Here is a 20,250-nt window from a genome sequence, read left to right as displayed (position 1 = left end):
GGCCCCCGGTACGACAAAGTGGCATGCTCGTGCCATGACCCTGGACGTCGGTGCCGAAGCGCCGGACTTCGCACTCAAGGACCAGAACAATCAAGAGGTCCGCCTGTCGGATTTCCGCGGGCAGAAGGCGGTGCTCCTGGTCTTCTACCCTCTGGCCTTCACCGGCACCTGCCAGGGCGAACTCGCCTCCATCCGGGACGAGATCGCCGACTTCCAGTCCCCCGCCGTCCAGGTGCTCACGGTGAGCGTCGACTCGCCCTACAGCCACAAGGTGTGGGCGGACCGTGAAGGATATGACTTCCCTCTCCTGTCGGACTTCTGGCCGCACGGCGCGGTCGCCCAGGCGTACGGCGTCTTCAACGACAAGGCCGGCTTCGCCAACCGCGGCACGTTTCTCATCGATTCGACGGGCGTCATCAGGTTCACCGAGGTCAATGGCCCAGGTCAGGCCCGCGACCAGGACCGGTGGCGCACGGCGATCGCATCGTTGCAGAGCTGATACAGACCTGATACCGACTGGGGCGGATGAGGCGCGGCAGGTAGCATCCTGGGGTACCCGGGTTCGCGTCGCCGTGACAGCAGTTCGGGGCGCGTAGCTCAGTGGAAGAGCACCCGCCTTACAAGCGGGGGGTCGTTGGTTCGAACCCAACCGTGCCCACCAGCACACACCTGACATCAACGCGGTCGAGAAGGCCTTGAGAGGGCGCGGCGATGTCCGCACGGCTGGAGGACTACCTCGGCGGGCCGCGGTTCGTGGGCACGGTCGTCTACGAGCCCGGCTGGTACCTGCTGAGCGTGCCGGACGAGGCGCACGCGGAGCTGCTGGCGCTGGTCGAGGAAGGCGTGGAGCTCAAGCCGGCGGCGCGGCCGCACGTCTCGGTCATGAAGGGCGAGGCGCCGTGCCGGAACGCGGGCGACTGGGGGACGGCGTTCGCCGGGGAGGCCGTCGCGTTCCGGGTCGCGCCGGTCGTGCACGGGGAGAACGGGCTGCACCTGTGGGTCGACTGCCACAGTCCACGGCTGTGCGAGATGCGGGAGCACTTCGGGCTGAGCACGCTGCGGCGGGAGGACGGGGCGTACCTCGTCAACTTCCATCTGACGGTCGGGCGGCGGAAGCAGGCCGTCGGCGCGCGCAAGCGGCCGCAGCTGCGGCTGTCACCGCAGAGCCACATCGACGTCGAGACCGGCATGCAGCACCTGTAGGGCGGCCTACAGCTTGTGCGGGCACTGGTGCAGCGGGCGCCGCGGGATGCGGGCCGGGCGGCGGATCGAGACGAGCCGGGCCGGGCGGATCGACGGAGCGGCGTGCGGCGCGGAGGTGGAGGTCGCGGTGCGGGACACGGCGGCCAGGTGCGAGGAGAGCGCGGCGTGCAGGAGCGTCGGCGACTGCTGCGGCATCGGCTGCATGCGCCGGTTGCTGCCGGTGTACGTCGAAACCGCCGGCGCGGGCGTGTACACCCGCTGCGCCGGGATGCGGGGCGCCGCCGGGACCGCGTCCGTGGCGGCAGGCTCGTCCTTCTCCGGCCTGGTGACCACGAACGCGACGATCGCCGCCACGACGACCGGGACCAGGTAGAGGAGGGCTCCGGCGTATTGCTCGGTCACGACGACGACTCCCAACGCTGCGCACAACTGACCTGCGCAACGCTACGGATTGCCCCGCATCGACGATGTCATCCGGTCGGTCCGCCCTGCAAGTCCGGGCGGGGTGCAGCTGAGGTGCAAACCTCCCGGAACCAGGCGAACGACGCCCGCCGCGTCCGCTCCTGCGTCTCGAAGTCGACGTGGACGAGGCCGAAGCGCTGGTCGTACCCCTCGGCCCACTCGAAGTTGTCCAGCAGGGACCACGCGCAGTAGCCGCGGACGTCGACGCCCGCCTCGACGGCCTCGCGGACGGCGGCGAGGTGCCCGGCGTGGTAGTCGATGCGGAACTGGTCGTCGACCGGCGCGTACGAGCAGCCGCTCTCGGTGATCCAGATCGGCGGGAGGCGGTCGCTGTACACCTGCCGCAACTGCACCAGGAGATCCTTCAACGCGGAGGGCACGACGGGCCACCCGAAGTCGGTGGTGGGGTAGCCGGTGATGTCGAGGCGGCTGAACGGGAGGTCCTCACCCTCGACCGGGGCGCTGATGAGGCTCGGGTTGTAGTAGTTGACGCCCAGCGCGTCGATCGGCTGGGAGATGACCCGCAGGTCGCCGTCCATGACGATCGAGTCGATGTCGGCGGTGGTGAGGGCCTCGACGATCGGCGGGTACTCGCCGAGCAGGACCGGGTCGGTGAAGAGCCGGTTCTGCACCAGGTCGTAGAACATGGCGGCGGCCTGGTCCTCGTCGGACCCGCTCTTCGGCCACACCGGCGAGTAGTTGTTGGCGAGGGTGATCGGCGAGGACGAGACGCGGCGCAGCGCCGACACGGCCAGGCCGTGGCCGAGGAGCTGGTGGTGGATGACCGGCAGCAGGTCCATGCCGAGCTGCTGGCCGGGCGCGTGGACGCCGAGGACGTGCCCGAGCACGAGGTGGATGTACGGCTCGTTGAGCGTCACCCACAACTTCACCCGGTCGCCGAGGGCCTCGCCGACGAGCTCCGCGTATTCGCCGAAGCGCATCGCGGTGTCGCGGTTGCCCCACCCGCCGAGGTCCTGCAGGGCCTGCGGCAGGTCCCAGTGGAACAGGGTCGCGACCGGGTCGATGCCGCGGGCGAGCATCCCGTCCACGAGCCGGTCGTAGAACGCGATCCCGGCGGCGTTGGCGGGACCGTCGCCGGTCGGCTGGATGCGCGGCCACGCGATCGAGAACCGGTACGCGGTCGCACCCAGCTCCTGGATCAGGTCGAGGTCGGACTCCCACCGGTGGTAGTGGTCGCAGGCCACGTCGCCGGTGGCGCCGCCGCGGGTCGTGCCGGGCGTGCGGCTGAACGTGTCCCAGATGGACAGCCCGCGGCCGTCCTCCTCCGCGGCGCCCTCGATCTGGTACGCGGCGGTGGACACACCGAACTGGAACCCCATGGGGAAGTTCTTTGGAAAGTCCGACATGATCGCACGCTACCGGCTGCGGCAGTATTGGGCCATGGCACACGAGATCCCAACCGCCGAGCTCGCCCCGGGCGTGCAGCTGCCCACGATCGGCTTCGGCACCTGGCAGATCACCGGGGCGTCCGCGTACGAGTCGACCCGCACCGCGCTGGACGTCGGCTACCGGCACATCGACACCGCGACCATGTACGGCAACGAGGAGGAGATCGGCCGGGCGCTGCGCGACAGCGGCGTCGACCGCTCCGAGGTCTTCATCACCACGAAGCTCCCGCCGTCGCAGGCGGGCCGCGAGCGGCAGACGATCGAGGCGAGCCTCAAGGCGCTCGGCGTCGACGCCGTCGACCTCTGGCTCATCCACTGGCCGCCGTCGCGGGGCAAGTCCGTGCCGGTGTGGGCGGCGTTCCAGCAGCTGCGCGACGCCGGCCTGACCCGCACCATCGGGGTCAGCAACTACGACGCGGCCCTCATCGACGAGCTCGTCAAGGAGACCGGCGAGACCCCGGTCGTCAACCAGGTCTCGTGGAGCCCCGGCGAGCACGACGAGCGCTTCCTCGCCGACATGCGCGACCGGCGGGTGGTCGTCGAGGGGTACAGCTCGCTGAAGAACACGCCGCTGGACGACCCGCGGCTGGTCGCGATCGCCGAGGCGCACGGGGTGACGGTGCCGCAGGTCGTGCTCCGGTGGCAGCTGCACCACGACATCGTCATCATCCCGAAGTCGACGCACCGGGACCGGATGGAGCAGAACCTGTCGGTGCTCTCCTTCTCCCTGACCGCCGAGGAGCTGGCGACCGTCGGTTCGCTCTAGGTCACCCGCTTCTCCTCAGTTTCTCCGTACAGTCCGGTCCACGCGCGCCCGCCAGCCTCCGTCGCGGGGCTGGCGGCGCAGCTTGGCCAGGGCCTCGACCGCGCCGGTCACCAGCTCGTCGTAGTCCGGCTCCGGCCCCTTCTGGATGAGGAACGCCAGGCCGGCGGAGTTGCTGACGGCCCACCCCGCCCGCCGGCCCAGACGGTGCGCGGCGTCCGCGCCGTGCGCCGTGACGAGCTGGATGTCGAAGGGGTGCCGCACCTCGCCACCCTCCCTGGTCACCACGATCCTCGCCTGCGCCAGGGTGTCGTCGCGGTTGAACAGCGCCCGCCACCATCGGGTCCTCGGCGCCTCGACGACGACCTCGACGCCCTGGCCGTGCTCGCCCGGGTCGCCGGCGGCCGCGACGGCGCGCACGAGGTCGACCACCCTCGCCGTGTCCGACCTGCGGAACGGCACCCAACTGTTCACGGCGACATCTTCGCGCACCGTTTTCCTCAGGTGTCCCTGCCGTCGGTCGTTCAGCCGGACAGAACATCCGAAAGGACGTCTGTCATGCGCCGCTGGCTCGGCTCCCGCCGCCTGTACACCAAGATCCTGTTCGTGGCCGCGGTGGCGGTCGCCGGGACCGCCGCCACCGGGATCGTCGCCCTGGTCGGCATCTCCGGCCTGAGCGACACGCGCAACACCGAGGTCGGCAGGTCCGCGCCGTACATCGCGGCGCTGCACTCCGCCGCGCTGACCGCCAAGACCGCCGCCAACGACGAGCGCGGCTACCTGCTCGGCGGCGACACGCAGTTCCGCGACGAGGCCCTCGGCCGAAAGACCGGCGTCGACGCCCAGCTCGCGACCGCCCGCCGGCTCGCCCCGTCCGGTCAGGCCGTCGAGGAGATCCAGGCCGCGACCGACGCCTGGTTCGCCGCCCTCCAGGCCGAGTTCACGCTGTTCACGACCGACCGCGCGGCCGCCGTGACCGCCGCCTTCGGGCCGAACCGTGACCTGCGCAAGTCGTACGAGACCCTCCTCGACAAGGAGGTCACCCGCGCCGACCAGGCCCTCGTCGCCGGGCGCGACTTCAGCGACACGGTCTCCTCGGTCCGCCGCACCGTCGTCACCCTGCTCGTCGTCGCGCTCGCCCTGGCCGTCGCGCTCGCGCTCTACATCGCCCGGCTCATCGTGCAGCCGCTCAGCCGCGTCTCCCACGTGCTGCGCGCCGTCGCCGACGGCGACCTCACCCAGGACCCCGACGTCGACCAGCGCGACGAGGTCGGCCGGATGGCCGCCGACCTGCGGACCGCGACCGGCAACCTGCGCCGCACCGTCGCGACCCTCGCCGAGCACTCGGCGGTCCTCGCCAGCGCCTCCGAGGAGCTCGCCACCACCAGCCGCGCGAGCTCCGAGGGCGCCGCCACGGGCGCCCGCCAGGCCGCCGCCGTCGCGACCCTCGCCACCGAGATGTCCGGCGCCATCTCCACCGTCGCCGCCGGCGCCACCGAGATGGGCGCCTCGATCCGCGAGATCGCCCAGAGCGCCACCCAGGCCGTCACCGTCGCCGGCCGCGCCGTCGAGGTCGCCGGCACCACCAACACCGTCATGAGCAAGCTCGGCGACTCCTCCGCCGAGATCGGCAACGTCATCAAGGTGATCACCTCGATCGCCGAGCAGACCAACCTCCTGGCCCTCAACGCCACCATCGAGGCCGCCCGCGCCGGCGACGCGGGCAAGGGCTTCGCGGTCGTCGCCTCCGAGGTCAAGGACCTCGCCCAGGAGACCGCCCGCGCCACCGACGACATCAGCCGCCGCGTCGCCGCCATCCAGTCCGACACCACCGGCGCCGTCTCCGCCATCGAGGAGATCAGCGCCATCATCGGCCAGATCAACGAGTACCAGACGACGATCGCCTCCGCCGTCGAGCAGCAGTCCGCCACCACCGAGGAGATGAGCCGCAGCGTCGAGCAGGCCGCCGCCACCGGCAACCAGGTCGCCTCCACCATCGGCGAGGTGTCCACCTCGGTCCAGCTGACCACCTCCGGCCTCACCGAAGCCGACCGCGCCGCCGGCAGCCTGGCCGAACTCTCCGGCAGCCTCCGCACCATCGTCCAGACGTTCCGCTACTGACGTACCTTCCGTGTGCGCGTGGCCCTCCGGTGCCGTGTGCCCTAGTCCGGCCACATCACCTTCTGCGTCCTGCTGAGGACGGCCATCCGCCGGCGGAGTCTTCGAGCGTCTTTCCGCGGCAGCGCGCGCAGCAAAGCTTCGAGCACCGTGCGCGCGTCCGGTGGTTCCGGGCAGCAGGCCCGGACACCGCATCCCACCGGTGTCTCGTCGCGCGGCGGCTGTCCCGGTTGGTGGACGAGCTTCGGCCAGCGACGAAGCGCATACGCCGTTGCGCGAGGCCAGGACCAGGACCGTTCAAGTCGCGCGATGACGCCCTGCGCGCTTCCCGACAGTCCGGAGATCCTGGAGCAGTCCTCGTGTCGCTCGGTCCAGTGGGGAACCAGCGGACGGAGGTCTTTCGGCCGCCTACGCGGCATGGTCCTTTCGCGGACGCGGCATCCCGCCATGATCGCACCTGCCGGGCTTCCTCGGCCAGGTCGGGCAACGCTGAGGGGGCGGGAAGCTCAGATCCGGGGCGAAACGCCCGATGGGTGGGGTAAACCCCTTTGGAGGGTGTCCGGATGAGCGCGACCACAGGTGGGCGGGGGCGGATCGGTGACGTGCCGGTCGGTGTGAAGATCTTCGGTGCGGTGCTGATCGTCATGGTGACGTCCGCGGTCGTGGTCGGGTTGGGTATCGCGGGGTTGAACCGGCTGGCGGCGGGTGGGCAGACCGTGTACGACGACGGGGTCCGGCCCACGCAGACGCTCGCCCAGCTGCGCGCGGACGTGCTGGCGGACCTGAACACGACGGTGAAGTACTTCATCTCCAGCGCCGAGTGGCGGGCGAAGCACAAGGAGCAGATGCAGCAGCTCGACGCCTCCATCGCCGCGTCGATGGAGCGGTACGCCGGCGAGACCGCCGACCCGGCCAGCCTCGACAGCCTCCGCAAGGACTGGGCGTCGTACATGCAGATCCGCGACACCGAGGTGCTGCCCGCCGCCGACAAGAACGACCTGAACGGGTTCTGGGACGGCTACAACAAGTCGGAGCAGCTGACCGACGACATGAACAAGCGGTTCGAGACCCTCGTGGCCGGTCAGGCCGGCGCCGCCGCCGCGGAGGCGAAGGCGCTGCGCGACCGGCGGGACAGCACCAACTGGCTGGTCGTCAGCGGCGCGGTGGTCAGCCTGCTGCTCGGCCTCGGCATGGCGTGGCTGGTCACCCGCGCGGTCGTCGGCCCGCTGCGCCGGGTCACGGGGGTGCTGGAGGGGGTGGCCGACGGTGACCTGACCCGCACCACCGACGTCGGCGGGCGCGACGAGGTCGGCAAGATGGCGTCGGCGCTGAACCGGGCGATCGGCAGCATGCTCACCGCGGTCACGACGATCAGCACCAACGCGGCCGCGCTCGGCGGGTCGTCGCGGAACATGGCCGGTCTCGGCGACACCCTCGCCGGCGGCGCCGCGCAGACGGCGCAGCGGGCCGGCGCCGTGCGCCACGCCGCCCAGGAGGTGTCGAACCACGTGCAGACGCTCGCGGCCGCCGCGGAGGAGATGGGCGCCGCGATCCGCGAGATCGCCTCGAGCGCCGGCGACGCGGCGACCGTGGCGGGCGAGGCCGTCGCCTCGGCACGCGAGACGACCGGCATCGTGGGCCGGCTGGGCGAGTCGTCGTCGGAGATCGGCAACATCGTCAAGGTGATCACCTCGATCGCCGAGCAGACGAACCTGCTGGCCCTGAACGCGACGATCGAGGCGGCCCGGGCCGGCGACGCGGGCAAGGGGTTCGCGGTCGTCGCCTCCGAGGTGAAGGACCTCGCCCAGGAGACGGCCCGGGCGACCGAGGACATCGCGGCCCGGATCCAGACGATCCAGGCGGAGACGTCCGCGGCGGTGGCCGCCATCGAGGGGATCTCGCAGATCACCGACCGGATCAGCGACTACCAGACGACGATCGCCTCGGCGGTCGAGGAGCAGACCGCCACGACCGGCGAGATCAGCCGGAGCGTCTCGGAGGCCGCCGCGGGCGCCGACGAGATCGCCCGCACGATCGGCGGGGTCGCCGACGCCGCCGAGTCGACGAGCCAGACGGTCGAGGAGTCGCGGGCGACCGCCGACTCGCTCGCCCGCATGGCGTCGGACCTCAACGAGACGGTCGGCCGCTTCCGGGTGTGAGGTGGCGCGCCGCCCTACCCGACCACGATGAGCGACCCGATCGCGGCCCGGTGCGTCACGTACTCCTGCGCGACGACGTTGACGACGGCGACGGTACGGTCCGCAGGCCCGTCCTTGACCGTCGCCACCACGTCGAACTCCCCGTTCGCGTCGGCGCGCCCCTGCTCCACGGTCAGCACGCCGATCCGGACGAGCAGGTGCGCGCCCGGCCGCAGCCCCCAGACGTGGACGTGCACGTCCGAGTCGCGCGCCGCGGTGCTCGGCGTGACCCGCAGCTCGGGCTTCGTGTCGAGCTCCCGCCGCAGCTCGGCGGTCGCCGCGGCGAGCTCGCGGGTCTCCTCCTGGAGCGGTCGCGTCCCGGAGATGAGCGACACCGAGGCGATGACCCCCACGACGCAGGCCGTCAGCGCCGCCAGCATGGCCCGGCGGGCGTCGCGGGCGGAGCGCTCCGGGATGTCCTCGACGGCTTCCCAGACCAGCGCGGTGTCCACCAGCGGCGACGAGAGGTTGTGCCGGTGGAGCGCGGGCTCGCCGTCCGTCAGCACCTGCAGCTGGACCGCGGCTCTGCGGCGCAGCAGCCCGGGTGCGACGCGCACCGACGTGCCGCCGCCGGTCGCTTCGAGGCCGGCCGACGCCGGGTCGAGGTTCATCACCTCGACCACCGGCACCGTCAGGTCCAGCGTGATGGGGCTGCCGGCGCTGAACTGCTCCCGGGGGATGTCGTGCCGGCCCGTGTTGCGGACCGAGACCCACACCACGAACGGGTCGGCGACCGGCGTCCCGCCGTGCTGGACCGTGAGCGACCCGGCCCGGAGGAACGCCGCGGGGGTGCCGAACCGGACCGCGATCCGCCGCTTCGGCGGCAGCAGCGCCGAATACCCGAGGCGCGCCGAGATGACGGCGAGGACCAGGCTCGCGACCGTCAGCGCGATGGTCAGGCCGTTGAACGCCGGGCCGTCGAGCAGGTTGAGCGCCAGTGACATGGGGGTCCTCGCCTGCCGGGAGTAGGGCCGCGACGGCAGACATTACTGTTCGTCGAACTCTTGCGGATCGGTCGAGCGCACAGACGCGACCGGCCACCCGTCGAGGTGACGGGTGGCCGGTCGGTCGTGCGGTGCGGATCTAGTGCGACGGTGCGGGCTCGAGCGGGTCGACGCGGTGCCGGCCCTCGCCCTCGGCGTCCACCGCGGCCGGCCCGCCCGTCTCCGACGGGGACGTGGTGGCGGCGTGCCGGCCCTCACGCTTGAGGCGGCGGCGCTCCTTCACGCCTTCGACCATGGTGTACAGCGTGGGCACGAGCACCAGCGTCAGCAGGGTCGAGCTGACCAGGCCGCCGATGACCACGATCGCGAGGGGCTGGGAGATGAACCCGCCCTCGCCGGTGAGGCCGACGGCCATGGGCAGCAGGGCGCAGATCGTCGCGACGGCCGTCATCAGGATCGGGCGGAGCCGGTGCCGGCCGCCCTCGATGACCGCCTGCCGGACGGGCATGCCGCTTTCCCGGTACTGGTTGATGAGGTCCATCAGCACGATCGCGTTGGTGACGACGATGCCGATGAGCATCAGGACGCCGATCATCGAGGGCAGCCCCAGCGGGGTGTCCGTGATGAGCAGGAGCAGGATCGCCCCGGTCGCCGCGAACGGGATCGACACCAGCAGGATGAACGGCTGCGCGATGCTGCGGAACGTCGCCACCATGATGATGAAGACGATCGCGATCGCGGCGAGCATGGCCAGGCCGAGCTGCGCGAACGCCTCCTGCTGGTCCTGGGTGACGCCGCCGAGGGTGACGGTCGCGCCGGCCGGCAGGGCCAGCGTGTCGATCTTCTTCTGCAGGTCCGCGGAGACCGTGCCCAGGTCGGAGCCCTCGGCCCGGCCGGTGACGGAGGCGCTGCGGTTGCCGTCGATGCGGGTGATGGCGACCGGGCCGGCGCCCTCCTTGACGTCCGCGATCTCGTCCAGCCGGACGAACGGCGTCTTGCCGCCCTGGACGGGGATCGCGAGCGCCTTGAGCGCGTCGAGCGTGGCCGGGGCCGGGCCGGAGCGCAGGATCAGGTCGCGCTCCTGGCCGTCGACGGTGAGCTGGGCGAGGTTCTGCCCGCGGTACGCGGCGCTGACGATGCCGCCGACGGCCGCGTCGGACAGCCCGTACTTCGCCGCGACGTCCCGCTTGACCCGCACCTCGATGCGCGGGTTGCTGGCCGCGAGGTTGCTCTCCACGTCCGCGATGCCCGGGGTGCCGGTCATCGCCTCCTGCGCGGCCTTCGCCGCGGTGGCCAGGTCCGTGGTGTTGTTGGCCTTGACGACGACCTCGAGCTGGTCGGTGGAGCCGCCGCCACCGCCACCGGCGGCGATCTTCACGGTGCCGAACGCCTTCTGGTCGGTGACCTGCTTGCGCAGCTCCTCGATGACCTTGTCGACGTCGGCGTTCTCCTTCGCGGTGACCGAGAAGTTGGACGTGTTGCCCGACTGCGCGCCGGCGAAGCCGAAGCCGGCCGAGGCGCCGATGGTGACCTGGTAGGACTCGATGTCGGAGCGGGCCCCGAGGAGGTCCTCGACCTTCTTCGTGGCGGCGTCGGTGACGGCGAGGCTGGAGCCGACCGGCAGCTCCTGCGAGATGGAGAACTCCGTCTGGCCGCTCTGGTCGATGAAGTTGGTCTTCAGCTGGCCGGCCAGGATGAGCGTCGCGACGAACACGAGGAGGCTGAAGCCGACGGTCGCCCAGCGGGTGCCGCGGCTGCGGGTGACCCAGCTGACGATCGGCACGTAGGTCCGCTGGAGGCGGCTGCGCTCCTCCTTGTCGAGGGCCTTGGCGAGGATCGCCTCCCGCTCCAGGGCGCCGACCTGCTTCGGCGGGCGCAGGAACCAGTACGCGAGGACCGGCACGACGGTCAGCGAGACCAGCAGCGACGCGAGCAGCGCCACGGTGATGGTGATCGCGAACGGGCGGAACAGCTGCCCGGCGAAGCCGCCGACGAGACCGATCGGCAGGAACACCGCGACCGTGGTCAGGGTGGAGGCGACGACGGCGCTGGTGACCTCGCGGACGCCGGTGAGGATCGCGTGGCGTTTCTCCTCGCCGTACTCCAGATGTCGTTTGATGTTCTCCAGCACGACGATGGAGTCGTCGACGACGCGGCCGACGGCGATGGTGAGCGCGCCGAGGGTGAGCAGGTTGAGCGAGTAGTCGCCGGTCCACAGGCCGATCAGGGCGACGACGACCGACAGCGGGATCGACACCGCGGTGACGAGCGTCGAGCGCAGCGAGAACAGGAAGACCAGGATCACCAGCACGGCGAAGAGCAGGCCGAGGGCGCCCTCCGTGCTGAGGCTCTTGATGGACTTCTCCACGAACGGCGCCTGGTCGAAGACGGACGTGATCGCCACGTCGCCGCCGAGCTCCTTCTTGAGGCCGTCGAGCTTGTCCTGCACCTCGTGGCTGATCTTCACCGCGTTGCCGTCGGGCGAGGCGGTGACCGCGATGCCGAGGCTGGGCTTGCCGTTGGTGCGGGTGATCGACGTCGTCTCGGCGGTCTTCAGCTCGACCTTGGCGACGTCACCGAGCTTCGCCGTCGGCGTGACGTTGAGGTTCTTCAGGTCGTCGAGGGTCGCGAGGGTACCGCCGACCTGCACGGAGAGGCTGCGGTCGCCCTCGGTGAGGGTGCCGGCGGGGAACGACACGCCGTTGGACTTCAGCGCGGCGGTCACCGTCTGGGAGTTGACCCCGGCCGGGAACGCCTTCGCCGGGTCCAGCGTGATCTCGACGTCCTGCTTCCCGGCGCCGGTGACCTCGACGGCGCGCACGCCCTCGATCCCCTGTAGCGCGGGCACCACGATCGCGTCGAGCTGCTGCGCGAACGCGACCTGGTCGCCGGACTTGCTGGCGGCGAGCACCACGGCCGGCAGGTCGTCGGTCGAGCCGGCGATGACCTGCGGGTCGACGGTCGACGGCAGCGTCGACTTGATCCGGTTGATCGCGGTCTGGATCTTGTTGGTGATGTCGTCGATGGACGAGCCGAACTCGAACGACACCTGGACCGTCGCGACCCCCTCACGCGTGGTGGAGGTGATGTCGGTCAGCCCCGGCACGCCCTGGAGCGCGTTCTCGATGGGCTGGGTGACCTGCTCCTCCACGATGTCCGGCGACACGCCCGGGTAGGGCGCCAGCACGAACGCGGCGGGGAAGTCGATCGACGGGATGAGCTGCTGTTTCAACGAAGGGATGGCAATGGCGCCGAAGCCCAGGACGACGATCGCGATGATCGCGACCAGCCCCCGGTTCGCCAAACTGAGCCGGGCGAGGAACGACATGTCTGGAGTCTTCTTCCGATCGGCTAAGACAGACGTTAGTTCGTGTGATGCTAACCGTTCGCCTCGCACAAAATGGTTACAGGGGGTACAACTTCCCTGTGAAGACTCACAGGGAAGCGCTGCTGCTGCGCGTGATGACGGCCGAGCAGCGTCTGCGCACCCTGTTCGCGTACGACCGGACCAACCGGCTGTTCTCAGTAAACCTCACGATGCAGCAGCTCAAGGTGCTTATTCTGCTGGCCCGGCACGATGGGATCGCCTCGCAGGAGCTGACCCGGCACCTCGGCGTGACGTTGGCCACCCTGTCCGGGATCGTCGACCGCCTCGTGACGCACGGCTACGTCACCAGGGCCGAGGACCCGCACGACCGCCGGATCCGCCGGCTCCACCTGTCGGCCGCCGGGCAGGAGCTCCTGGTCGAGATCATGGACAGCGGCGCCCGCGCCCAGCAGCGACTGCTGAGCCGCGTCGACGACGACACGCTGCTCATGCTGGAGACCGTCCTGGCCCGGCTGCTGGAAGCGGCCCGTGAGGATGCGCTGGAGCAGGGCATCGCAATCCCGGATGACCTCGAAAATGCCAGCCACTAGGCTGGGGGTGTGACGGTTCGCGTGCGTTTCGCCCCCTCCCCCACCGGGATGTTCCATGTCGGCGGTGCCCGTTCGGCCCTGCAGAACTGGATCTATGCCAAGCAGCAGGGCGGGGTGTTCGTGCTGCGGATCGAGGACACCGACGCGGCCCGCAACCGGCCTGAGTGGACCGAGGGCATCCTCAACGCCCTCGCGTGGATCGGCATCGCCCGCGACACCTACGAGGGGCCGTATTTCCAGTCGTCGTACGCGGAGCAGCACACCGCCGCCGCGCACGAGCTCTACACCGCCGGGAAGGCGTATTACTGCGACTGCACCCGGGAGCAGATCCAGGAGCGGTCCGGCCCGCAGTTCCGCGGTTACGACGGGTTCTGCCGCGACCGGTCCCTCGGCCCCGGCGAGGGCCGCGCGCTGCGCTTCCGCACCCCTGACGAGGGCTCGACCGTCGTGGTCGACCTGGTCCGCGGCGAGCCCACGTTCGACAACAAGCTCATCGAGGACTTCGTCATCGCCCGCGCCGACGGCTCCGCGGTGTTCCTGCTCGCCAACGTCGTCGACGACATGACCATGGGCATCACCCACGTCATCCGCGCCGAGGAGCACCTGCCCAACACGCCGAAGCAGCAGCTGCTGTGGGCGGCGCTGGGCAAGACCCCGCCGGTGTGGGCGCACGTGCCGGTGGTGGTCAACGAGAAGCGCCAGAAGCTGTCGAAGCGCCGCGACAAGGTGGCCCTGGAGCAGTACCGCGACGAGGGCTACCTCGCCGACGCGATGCGCAACTACCTGATGCTGCTCGGCTGGGCGCCGTCCAACGACCGCGAGATCGTGCCGTGGTCCGTGATCGAGGACGAGTTCCGCCTGGAGGAGGTCAACCCGTCGCCGGCGTTCTTCGACGAGAAGAAGCTCCGCGCGTTCAACGGGGAGTACATCCGCGCCCTGACGCCGCAGGAGTTCACCGACGCCTGCCGGCCGTGGCTGACCGGCACGCCGGTCGCGCCCGGCGGCACCCCGGTCGCCGCTCCCCCGTGGGACCCGGCCGACTACGACCCGAAGGTCTTCGACGCGCTCGCCCCGCATGCGCAGACCCGCATCGCGCTGCTCGCCGAGATCGTGCAGAACGTCGACTTCGCGTTCCTGCCGGAGCCGGCCGTCGACGAGGCCGCCTGGGCGAAGGCGATGAAGGACGGCGCGGCCGACCTGCTCGGCGCGGCGATCGCGGCGTTCGGGACGGCGGCGTGGGACGCGGAGTCGCTGAAGTCGACCCTGGAGGCGGTCGGCGCCGAGCGGGGGCTGAAGCTCGGCAAGGCCCAGGCGCCGATCCGGGTCGCGGTCACCGGCCGGTCGGTGGGGCTGCCGCTCTTCGAGTCCCTCGAGGTCCTCGGCCGCGACCGCACCCTCGCCCGCCTCCGCGCGGCCCTCGACAAGCTCTGACCGCGCGACCCCGGGCAGGGTTCGTCCGGCGGCGTCACCCTGCCCGCGGGTGTGACCCGGACCCGCCCGGGTAGCGGTTCGCCTCGTGAGAAGCCTGGTCGTGCTCGCCGTGCTCGCCGGTGCCCTGCTGACACCCGCCCGGGCCGCCCATGCCGAGGCCGAGGCCGCCCCGCGCACCGGGATCCACGTGCGCGACGGGCGGCTCGTCGAGGCCAGCGGCAGCGACCTCGTGCTGCGCGGCGTCAACCACGACTTCATGTGGTACCCGGACCGCAACAGCTCGTTCGCCGCGATCAAGGCCGCCGGCGCCAACGCGGTCCGGCTCCCGCTCGGCATCGGGCACCAGTGGCGGCGCAGCGGCACCGAGGACATCGCGAAGGTCGTCGGGCTGTGCAAGGCGAACCGGCTCATCTGCATCCTCGACGCGCACGACACGACCGGCTTCGGCCAGGACCGGAAGGCCGCGACGATGGCGCAGGCCGTCCAGTTCTGGCTCGACGTCCGCGAGGCCCTCGCCGGCTCGGAGGACCACATCATCGTCAACATCGCCAACGAGCCGTTCGGCAACGGCACGACGATGCCCTGGGTGCAGCAGACCTCCGACGCGATCCGGGCGCTGCGCGCCGCCGGCTACCGCAACGCGCTCATGGTCGACGCGCCCGGCTGGGGCCAGGACGAGTCGTTCGTGATGCGCGACAACGCGGAGAAGGTCCGCGACGCCGACCCGCAGGGCAACACGCTGTTCGACATCCACATGTACGGCGAGTTCGGCACCGCCGGGAAGGTCAACTCCTACCTGAGCTCGTTCACCGAGCGCCGCCTGCCGATCCTCATCGGCGAGTTCTCCGGCGAGCACCAGTGGGGCGACCCCGACGAGGACGCGATCATGGCCTTCGCGGAGGCCCGCGAGCTCGGCTACTTCGGCTGGTCGTGGAGCGGCAACGACAAGCAGTACAGCTACCTCGACCTGGTCGACGACTTCGACGCCGGGAAGCTCACCGCCTGGGGCCGCCGCTTCATCTCCGGCCCCAACGGGCTGACCACCGGCACCCGCGAGGCCACCGTCTACCGCAACAGCGGCGCCGCCTCCCAGCCCCGGGCACCGCAGCAGGTGCGGGTCCTGGACGTGACCAGCTCGCAGGTCGTGCTGTCCTGGAAGCCCCGGCGCTACGCGATCTACCAGGTGGTGGCGGTCGACGGCGCCGCGGAGACCCGCGTCCTCACGACCAACCGGTCGACGGTGACACTGCGCGGGCTGCGCGGCTCGACCGAGCACACGTTCGCCGTGTACTCCAGGGACCTCCTCGGCACCCGCTCGCCACGCTCCGCACTCGTCGCCGCCGTCACCACACCGGCGAGCTGACCGGCCGCCCGGCCGTTGTGCTACCGGTCTCTGGTCACCGCGCCGCGGTGACCAGTCGCTGGCCACTGCCGTGCATCAACGAGCCGCGCCGTCCCGGCGACACGGGCCGATCGGGAGAACGACACCAGGTCTGCCCGACCCGGTGACGGATCCGCGCCGGAACAGGCGCGCACGCACCGTGACGACCGATGTCCGCAGCGGGCACGCTCAATAGGCTCGTCCGGGTTCACCGAAGGTAGCGCCGACGTCACGCGCACCCGGTCTCGACCCGTCAGAGGAGTGCCCGCAGATGCACTTACCGTTGAAACCCGCCGTCTTACTCTGCGCGGCGCTCGCCGCCGTCCTGCCTGCCGTCGCCCCGGTGGGCGCGGCGCCGGCCGCCGCGCACGCCCCAGTCTGCGACGACCTCGTCGAGGTGATCGCGTTCCGCGGATCCGGCGAGGACCAGAACACCAAGGACGGCGAAGCCCACGAGTGGATGGGCCCGCGGCTCAAGGGCATCGTCGACGAGGCCCGGGCGATGACCACGTCCGACGGCGTCAACCTCAACCACGCACCCGTCTGGGGCGTGCCGCTCGCCGACTACCCGGCGATCCCGCTCGAGGACTACCTCAACCTGTCGCCGCTCAGCTTCAAGGCCGAGCCCGCGAAGATGCTCGAGTCCGCCGGCAAGGGCGGCACCGCCGCCTGGAAGCACATGGTCGAGTCGCGCCGCGCCTGCCCCGGCCGCCGGTTCGTGCTGCTGGGCTACTCCCAGGGCGCGACCGCGGCCCGGATCGCGCTGAAGTACACGCCCGACTCGTGGATCGCCGGCACGTTCCTCATCGGCGACCCGGAGCTGCACCCGGGCGCCGGCTACGCGAAGGGCACTGGCGCGACCGGCGGCGGCGGTTCGCTGCTCGCCGCGTACCGGACCATGGGCGGCGACGTCGACGCGCTGCTGCCCGACCAGCTCGCCGGGCGGAAGTTCGCCACGTACAGCTTCTGCCACGTCCACGACCCGGTCTGCGACGCGCGGCTGCTGTGGAACTCCGACGAGCACACCAACTACGGCGTGGCCGCCGCGGAGCGCAGGACCCTCGCCACCGTCATCGTCGACATGTACCGCACGGCGCGGAACAACCCGCCGCCGGCGACGGAGAAGGTCGCCCTCGACGTGGTGTTCGCCATCGACACGACCGGCTCGATGACGCCGTACATCACCAACGCCCGCAGCTCCGCGGCGAGCATCGCGGACAAGCTGCGCACGTCGTCCTCCAGCTTCCAGGTGGGGCTCGCCGAGTACCGCGACCACGGCGACGAGTTCGTGGCGCGGGTCGTCACGCCGCTCACCGGCGACGCCACCGCCTTCCGGTCGGGCCTGGACAAGCTCATCGCGGCCGGCGGTGGCGACACCCCCGAGGCCGTCTACTCCGGCATGATCACCGCCGCGGGGGTCGCGTGGCGGCCCACCGCCCGCCGGGTCGTCATCGTCATCGGCGACGCCCCCGCCCACGACCCGGAGGCGGTCACCGGCTACACGAAGGACGACGTCGTCAAGGCGTTCAACGCCGCGGGCAGCTTCGCCTCCGCCAAGCTGGCGCCGTCGTCGACCGGGCCGATCCGCCTGTACGGGCTGGCCGCCGACACCACCCTGCAGGCCCAGCTGAGCGCGATCGCCACGGAGACCGGCGGAGAGGTCGCCCCGATCGGCGACCCGGCCGACGTCGCCGCGAAGATCCTCGAGTCGCTCGCCGACGCCACGTCCGCGCCGGTCGTCACGCTGGGCGTGCCGGCCGCGTTCGCCGGGGTCCCCACGACGATGACCGCGACCGACGCGAACGCCGCCGCCGGTCTCACCTACGAGTGGGACGTCGACGGCGACGGCGCCGCCGACGAGACGACCACGACCGGGCAGCTGACGCACACGTACGCGAAGGCGGGCTCGTACAAGGTGACCGTGCGCGTCAAGGACGGCGAGGGCCACGAGACGGTCGCCACGGCAACCCAGACGGTGACGGCCGCCCCCGGCGTGGTGACCGTGCCGCTCGGCGGCCCGTCCGAGCCGCCGGGGAGCGCCACCCCGACCGCGCCGGCGACGACCCCGCCGGCGACGCCCTCCGGTACGCCGGCCTCACCGGTGCCGGCGACGACACCGAAAGCCGAGGACCAGCTCGGACGCACGGGCTCGAACCTGATGCCCCTGCTCTACACCGGCTTCGGCCTGATCGTGGCCGGCGCGGCGCTGCTGGTGACGATCCGTCGCCGCCGCCTGCGCTAGCCGCCGCTCCACCGGCTGACCGTCGCCGCATCGCTCGCGGCGGCGGTCAGCCACAGCGCCGCGTCGTGTCAGGCGCCCGCGGTGCCGTCGGTCATGCAGAGGCGCGGCCCGCCGACAACCCGGGTGCCCTGGTCCTGGCCAGGCTCACCCGCGGGGCTCCTCCGCGAGCGGGAGCAGGGTGCGGCTGCGGCCGGGGCGCGGGTACTCGACCGCCGCGGCGGCGAGCCGGGTGGCGTGCTCGCGCTGCTTCTGCCAGTGCCCGTACAGCGCCCCCTGCTGCGCGAGCCGCGACACGGCGCGGATCGTCTCGGGGTCGACGTCCCCGGGCGGCGCGTCCCGCCACGGCGTGCCCGGCAGCGGCATGAACACGTGCGAGTGGATCCTGGCGCCGAGCCCCGCCAGCTCCTGCGCCAGCCGCAGCGACGCCTCCGCGTCCGCCGGGTCCTCCCCCGGCATGCCGAAGATCATGTCGACGTTGATCCGGAACCCTTCGGCGATGCCGATCCGCACCGCCCGCCGCACCGACTCGACGTCGTGCCCCCGTTTCGCGGCCGCCAGGACGCGCTCCGACCCCGACTGCGCCCCGACGATGAGGTTGTCGTTGGCGCAGTACCGCTTGACGAGCCGCAACGCCTCGACGGTCATGTGCTCGGGCCGGATCTCGCTCGGGAACGACCCGAAGAACACCCGCCCGTCCGGGCCGATCCCTTCCTTGCAGCTCGCGAGGAGCTCCTCCACCGCCGCGAGGTCCGGCTCCTCCCCGTCGGTCCCGTAGGACAGCGACGTCGGCGTGATGAACCGCACGTCCCGCTTCCCGAGCTCCCGCATCCGGTCCACGTGCCACCGCACGTTCTCCACGCTGCGGTGCCGGAACCGCGCCGAGAACATGAACGGCGTCTGGCAGAACCGGCACGCGTAGATGCAGCCCCTGGTGATCTCGATCGGGTTCATCCGCTTGTACGACAGGGGGAACGCCCGATAGGTCCCCAGCGGCTCCTTGTGCGCCTTCCCGTTGCGCCGCACCGCGCCGGTGCCGTCCCGGTGGACCAGCCCCGCGATGCCCTCCGGCTCGCCGCCGCTGTCGACGAGGTCGAGGAACGTCCGCTCCCCCTCCCCCACCGCCGCGACGTCCCACCCGGCGTCGAGCGTCTGCACGGGCTCCGCGGTCGCGTGCACCCCGCCGGCGACGTGCACCGCCCCGGGCGCCTGCTCCTTGATCGTCGCCAGCTCCTCGGCGAGGGCGGCGGCGTCCGGCGAGTAGAACGACCACAGCACCAGCTTGCGCCCCGGCCGGTCGTTGATCGCCTCGATGGTGGCCCGCGCCGACTCCGCGAACACCACCTCGTACCGCGTCTGCGTGACGTGCTCTTCGAGCGCCGCCAGCAGCGTGTGGAACCCGTAGGTCACCGCCTTGCGGTACCGCAGAATCAGGACCAGGTCGCTCACACGGTGCAGTGTAGGCAGCCCGCGTCGGGGCGCCGCCGCGTGCCGTGCCGCTCGCGCCCTCGGTCAGTCGACGAACTCGATCGGCACGCGCGTGTACCCGGGGACGTCGTCCGGGATGCGGAACTCCTGGGCGCTCGCCGAGGCCACGAGGGTGTTGAGCAGGCTGGTGAGCATCGAGACGATCGCCTCCTTCTCCTTGTCCACGTCGGTGGCGAGGTAGGCGGCCTTCGTGGCGATCTTCCCGAGCACCGTCGCGTTGGCGGTGCCGAAACCGTAGGAGATGATGTGCGGCCTGCGGCGCCACGAGGCGTCGGTGAGCGCGTTGAACTGGGTGGCCCAGTCCTTGTCCATCGGCTCGCCGTCGGTGAGGATGAACACCGCCGGCCGGAGCACGGCGCGGCGGCCGTCGTGCGTCAGCCCGCTGATGTCAGCGTCGATGCGCTGCTTGACCAGCTGGAACATCTTGCCGTAGTTGGTCGTGCCCTGGCACGTGATGGTGGGCAGGTTCTCGACCGTCTCGATGTCCGACAGCTCCAGCACGACGTGCGCGTCCGTGTTGAAGGTGATGATGGAGACGTGTGCGAACTCGGCGACGCGCGGGCTGTTGCCGACCACGTCGAACACGTGGTCGACCGTGTCGTTGAGCAGACTCTCGTGCGATTTCATCGATGACGAGGTGTCGATGACCAGATAGGTCGGCAGGCACTTCGACTTCAGTGCTGGCGCGTTCACGGC

The 20,250-nt window shown here is 71.3% G+C and carries 16 protein-coding genes and 1 tRNA gene; 10 read left to right on the top strand and 7 right to left on the bottom strand.

The features are described from left to right. The first annotated feature begins 34 nt into the window (after positions 1 to 34). From ABZ321_RS15625 to ABZ321_RS15615, 3 genes are all read left to right on the top strand, one after another. Positions 35 to 499 carry a peroxiredoxin gene (locus ABZ321_RS15625; protein WP_354891369.1) on the top strand — a complete coding sequence of 155 codons (465 nt, stop codon included), beginning with the start codon at positions 35 to 37 and terminating at the stop codon, positions 497 to 499. Between the two features lie 87 nt (positions 500 to 586). Beyond that, positions 587 to 661: transfer RNA gene (locus ABZ321_RS15620), tRNA-Val, on the top strand. 50 nt (positions 662 to 711) lie between these two features. Continuing rightward, on the top strand, positions 712 to 1,203 hold the full coding sequence (locus ABZ321_RS15615; protein ID WP_344506176.1) for a hypothetical protein: 492 nt from the start codon (positions 712 to 714) through the stop codon (positions 1,201 to 1,203). Between the two features lie 6 nt (positions 1,204 to 1,209). Here ABZ321_RS15615 and ABZ321_RS15610 read toward each other — a convergent pair whose 3' ends face one another. Continuing rightward, positions 1,210 to 1,605, bottom strand: a complete 396-nt coding sequence (locus ABZ321_RS15610) for a hypothetical protein (RefSeq protein ID WP_344506175.1) — start codon at positions 1,603 to 1,605, stop codon at positions 1,210 to 1,212. Positions 1,606 to 1,673: 68 nt separating this feature from the next. Further along, positions 1,674 to 3,032 (bottom strand): GH1 family beta-glucosidase, encoded by a 1,359-nt coding sequence (locus ABZ321_RS15605; RefSeq protein WP_354891365.1) that lies wholly within the window; start codon positions 3,030 to 3,032, stop codon positions 1,674 to 1,676. Positions 3,033 to 3,066: 34 nt separating this feature from the next. Here ABZ321_RS15605 and ABZ321_RS15600 point away from each other — a divergent pair, with 34 nt between their 5' ends. Further along, on the top strand, positions 3,067 to 3,840 hold the full coding sequence (locus ABZ321_RS15600) for an aldo/keto reductase (RefSeq protein ID WP_344506173.1): 774 nt from the start codon (positions 3,067 to 3,069) through the stop codon (positions 3,838 to 3,840). A gap of 15 nt (positions 3,841 to 3,855) precedes the next feature. Here the strand turns inward: ABZ321_RS15600 and ABZ321_RS15595 are convergent, their stop codons facing one another. Beyond that, the gene (locus ABZ321_RS15595) at positions 3,856 to 4,311 is read right to left on the bottom strand and encodes a hypothetical protein (RefSeq protein WP_344506172.1); all 456 of its coding nucleotides are present in this window, start codon (positions 4,309 to 4,311) and stop codon (positions 3,856 to 3,858) included. 84 nt (positions 4,312 to 4,395) lie between these two features. Here ABZ321_RS15595 and ABZ321_RS15590 point away from each other — a divergent pair, with 84 nt between their 5' ends. Both ABZ321_RS15590 and ABZ321_RS15585 read left to right on the top strand, forming a co-directional pair. Next, positions 4,396 to 5,958, top strand: coding sequence for a methyl-accepting chemotaxis protein (locus ABZ321_RS15590; protein ID WP_344506171.1), 1,563 nt, complete (start codon positions 4,396 to 4,398; stop codon positions 5,956 to 5,958). A gap of 560 nt (positions 5,959 to 6,518) precedes the next feature. Next, positions 6,519 to 8,114 (top strand): methyl-accepting chemotaxis protein, encoded by a 1,596-nt coding sequence (locus ABZ321_RS15585; RefSeq protein ID WP_354891361.1) that lies wholly within the window; start codon positions 6,519 to 6,521, stop codon positions 8,112 to 8,114. A gap of 14 nt (positions 8,115 to 8,128) precedes the next feature. Here the strand turns inward: ABZ321_RS15585 and ABZ321_RS15580 are convergent, their stop codons facing one another. Both ABZ321_RS15580 and ABZ321_RS15575 read right to left on the bottom strand, forming a co-directional pair. Then, complete coding sequence (locus tag ABZ321_RS15580) at positions 8,129 to 9,097, bottom strand: hypothetical protein (RefSeq protein ID WP_354891358.1); 969 nt, start codon at positions 9,095 to 9,097, stop codon at positions 8,129 to 8,131. A gap of 139 nt (positions 9,098 to 9,236) precedes the next feature. After that, the gene (locus ABZ321_RS15575; RefSeq protein ID WP_354891355.1) at positions 9,237 to 12,425 is read right to left on the bottom strand and encodes an efflux RND transporter permease subunit; all 3,189 of its coding nucleotides are present in this window, start codon (positions 12,423 to 12,425) and stop codon (positions 9,237 to 9,239) included. A 98-nt stretch (positions 12,426 to 12,523) separates the two neighbouring features. Between ABZ321_RS15575 and ABZ321_RS15570 the strand changes: the two genes are divergently transcribed. The 4 genes from ABZ321_RS15570 (at position 12,524) to ABZ321_RS15555 (ending at position 18,069) form a co-directional block, all read left to right on the top strand. After that, positions 12,524 to 13,015 carry a MarR family transcriptional regulator gene (locus tag ABZ321_RS15570; RefSeq protein ID WP_344506167.1) on the top strand — a complete coding sequence of 164 codons (492 nt, stop codon included), beginning with the start codon at positions 12,524 to 12,526 and terminating at the stop codon, positions 13,013 to 13,015. A 9-nt stretch (positions 13,016 to 13,024) separates the two neighbouring features. After that, a complete protein-coding gene (gene gltX / locus ABZ321_RS15565; protein WP_344506166.1) occupies positions 13,025 to 14,446 on the top strand; it encodes a glutamate--tRNA ligase in 1,422 nt (473 codons plus the stop codon). An 85-nt stretch (positions 14,447 to 14,531) separates the two neighbouring features. After that, entirely contained in the window at positions 14,532 to 15,809 is a 1,278-nt protein-coding gene (locus ABZ321_RS15560) for a cellulase family glycosylhydrolase (protein ID WP_344506165.1), read from the top strand. A gap of 289 nt (positions 15,810 to 16,098) precedes the next feature. Continuing rightward, entirely contained in the window at positions 16,099 to 18,069 is a 1,971-nt protein-coding gene (locus ABZ321_RS15555) for a cutinase family protein (RefSeq protein WP_354891351.1), read from the top strand. Positions 18,070 to 18,213: 144 nt separating this feature from the next. Here ABZ321_RS15555 and ABZ321_RS15550 read toward each other — a convergent pair whose 3' ends face one another. Together ABZ321_RS15550 and ABZ321_RS15545 are read right to left on the bottom strand one after the other, a co-directional pair. Further along, positions 18,214 to 19,515, bottom strand: a complete 1,302-nt coding sequence (locus tag ABZ321_RS15550; RefSeq protein ID WP_344506163.1) for a TIGR04013 family B12-binding domain/radical SAM domain-containing protein — start codon at positions 19,513 to 19,515, stop codon at positions 18,214 to 18,216. 63 nt (positions 19,516 to 19,578) lie between these two features. Next, positions 19,579 to 20,247: a VWA domain-containing protein gene (locus tag ABZ321_RS15545; protein WP_344506162.1), complete on the bottom strand. Its 669-nt coding sequence runs from the start codon at positions 20,245 to 20,247 to the stop codon at positions 19,579 to 19,581. Positions 20,248 to 20,250: the final 3 nt, after the last annotated feature.

Origin of the sequence: Dactylosporangium sp. NPDC006015, from assembly GCF_040614215.1 — a bacterium.
In the GTDB taxonomy this organism is placed as follows: domain Bacteria; phylum Actinomycetota; class Actinomycetes; order Mycobacteriales; family Micromonosporaceae; genus Dactylosporangium; species Dactylosporangium maewongense.
Note: the sequence above shows the minus strand (reverse complement) of the source record. Positions and strands in the feature narration are given on the sequence as shown.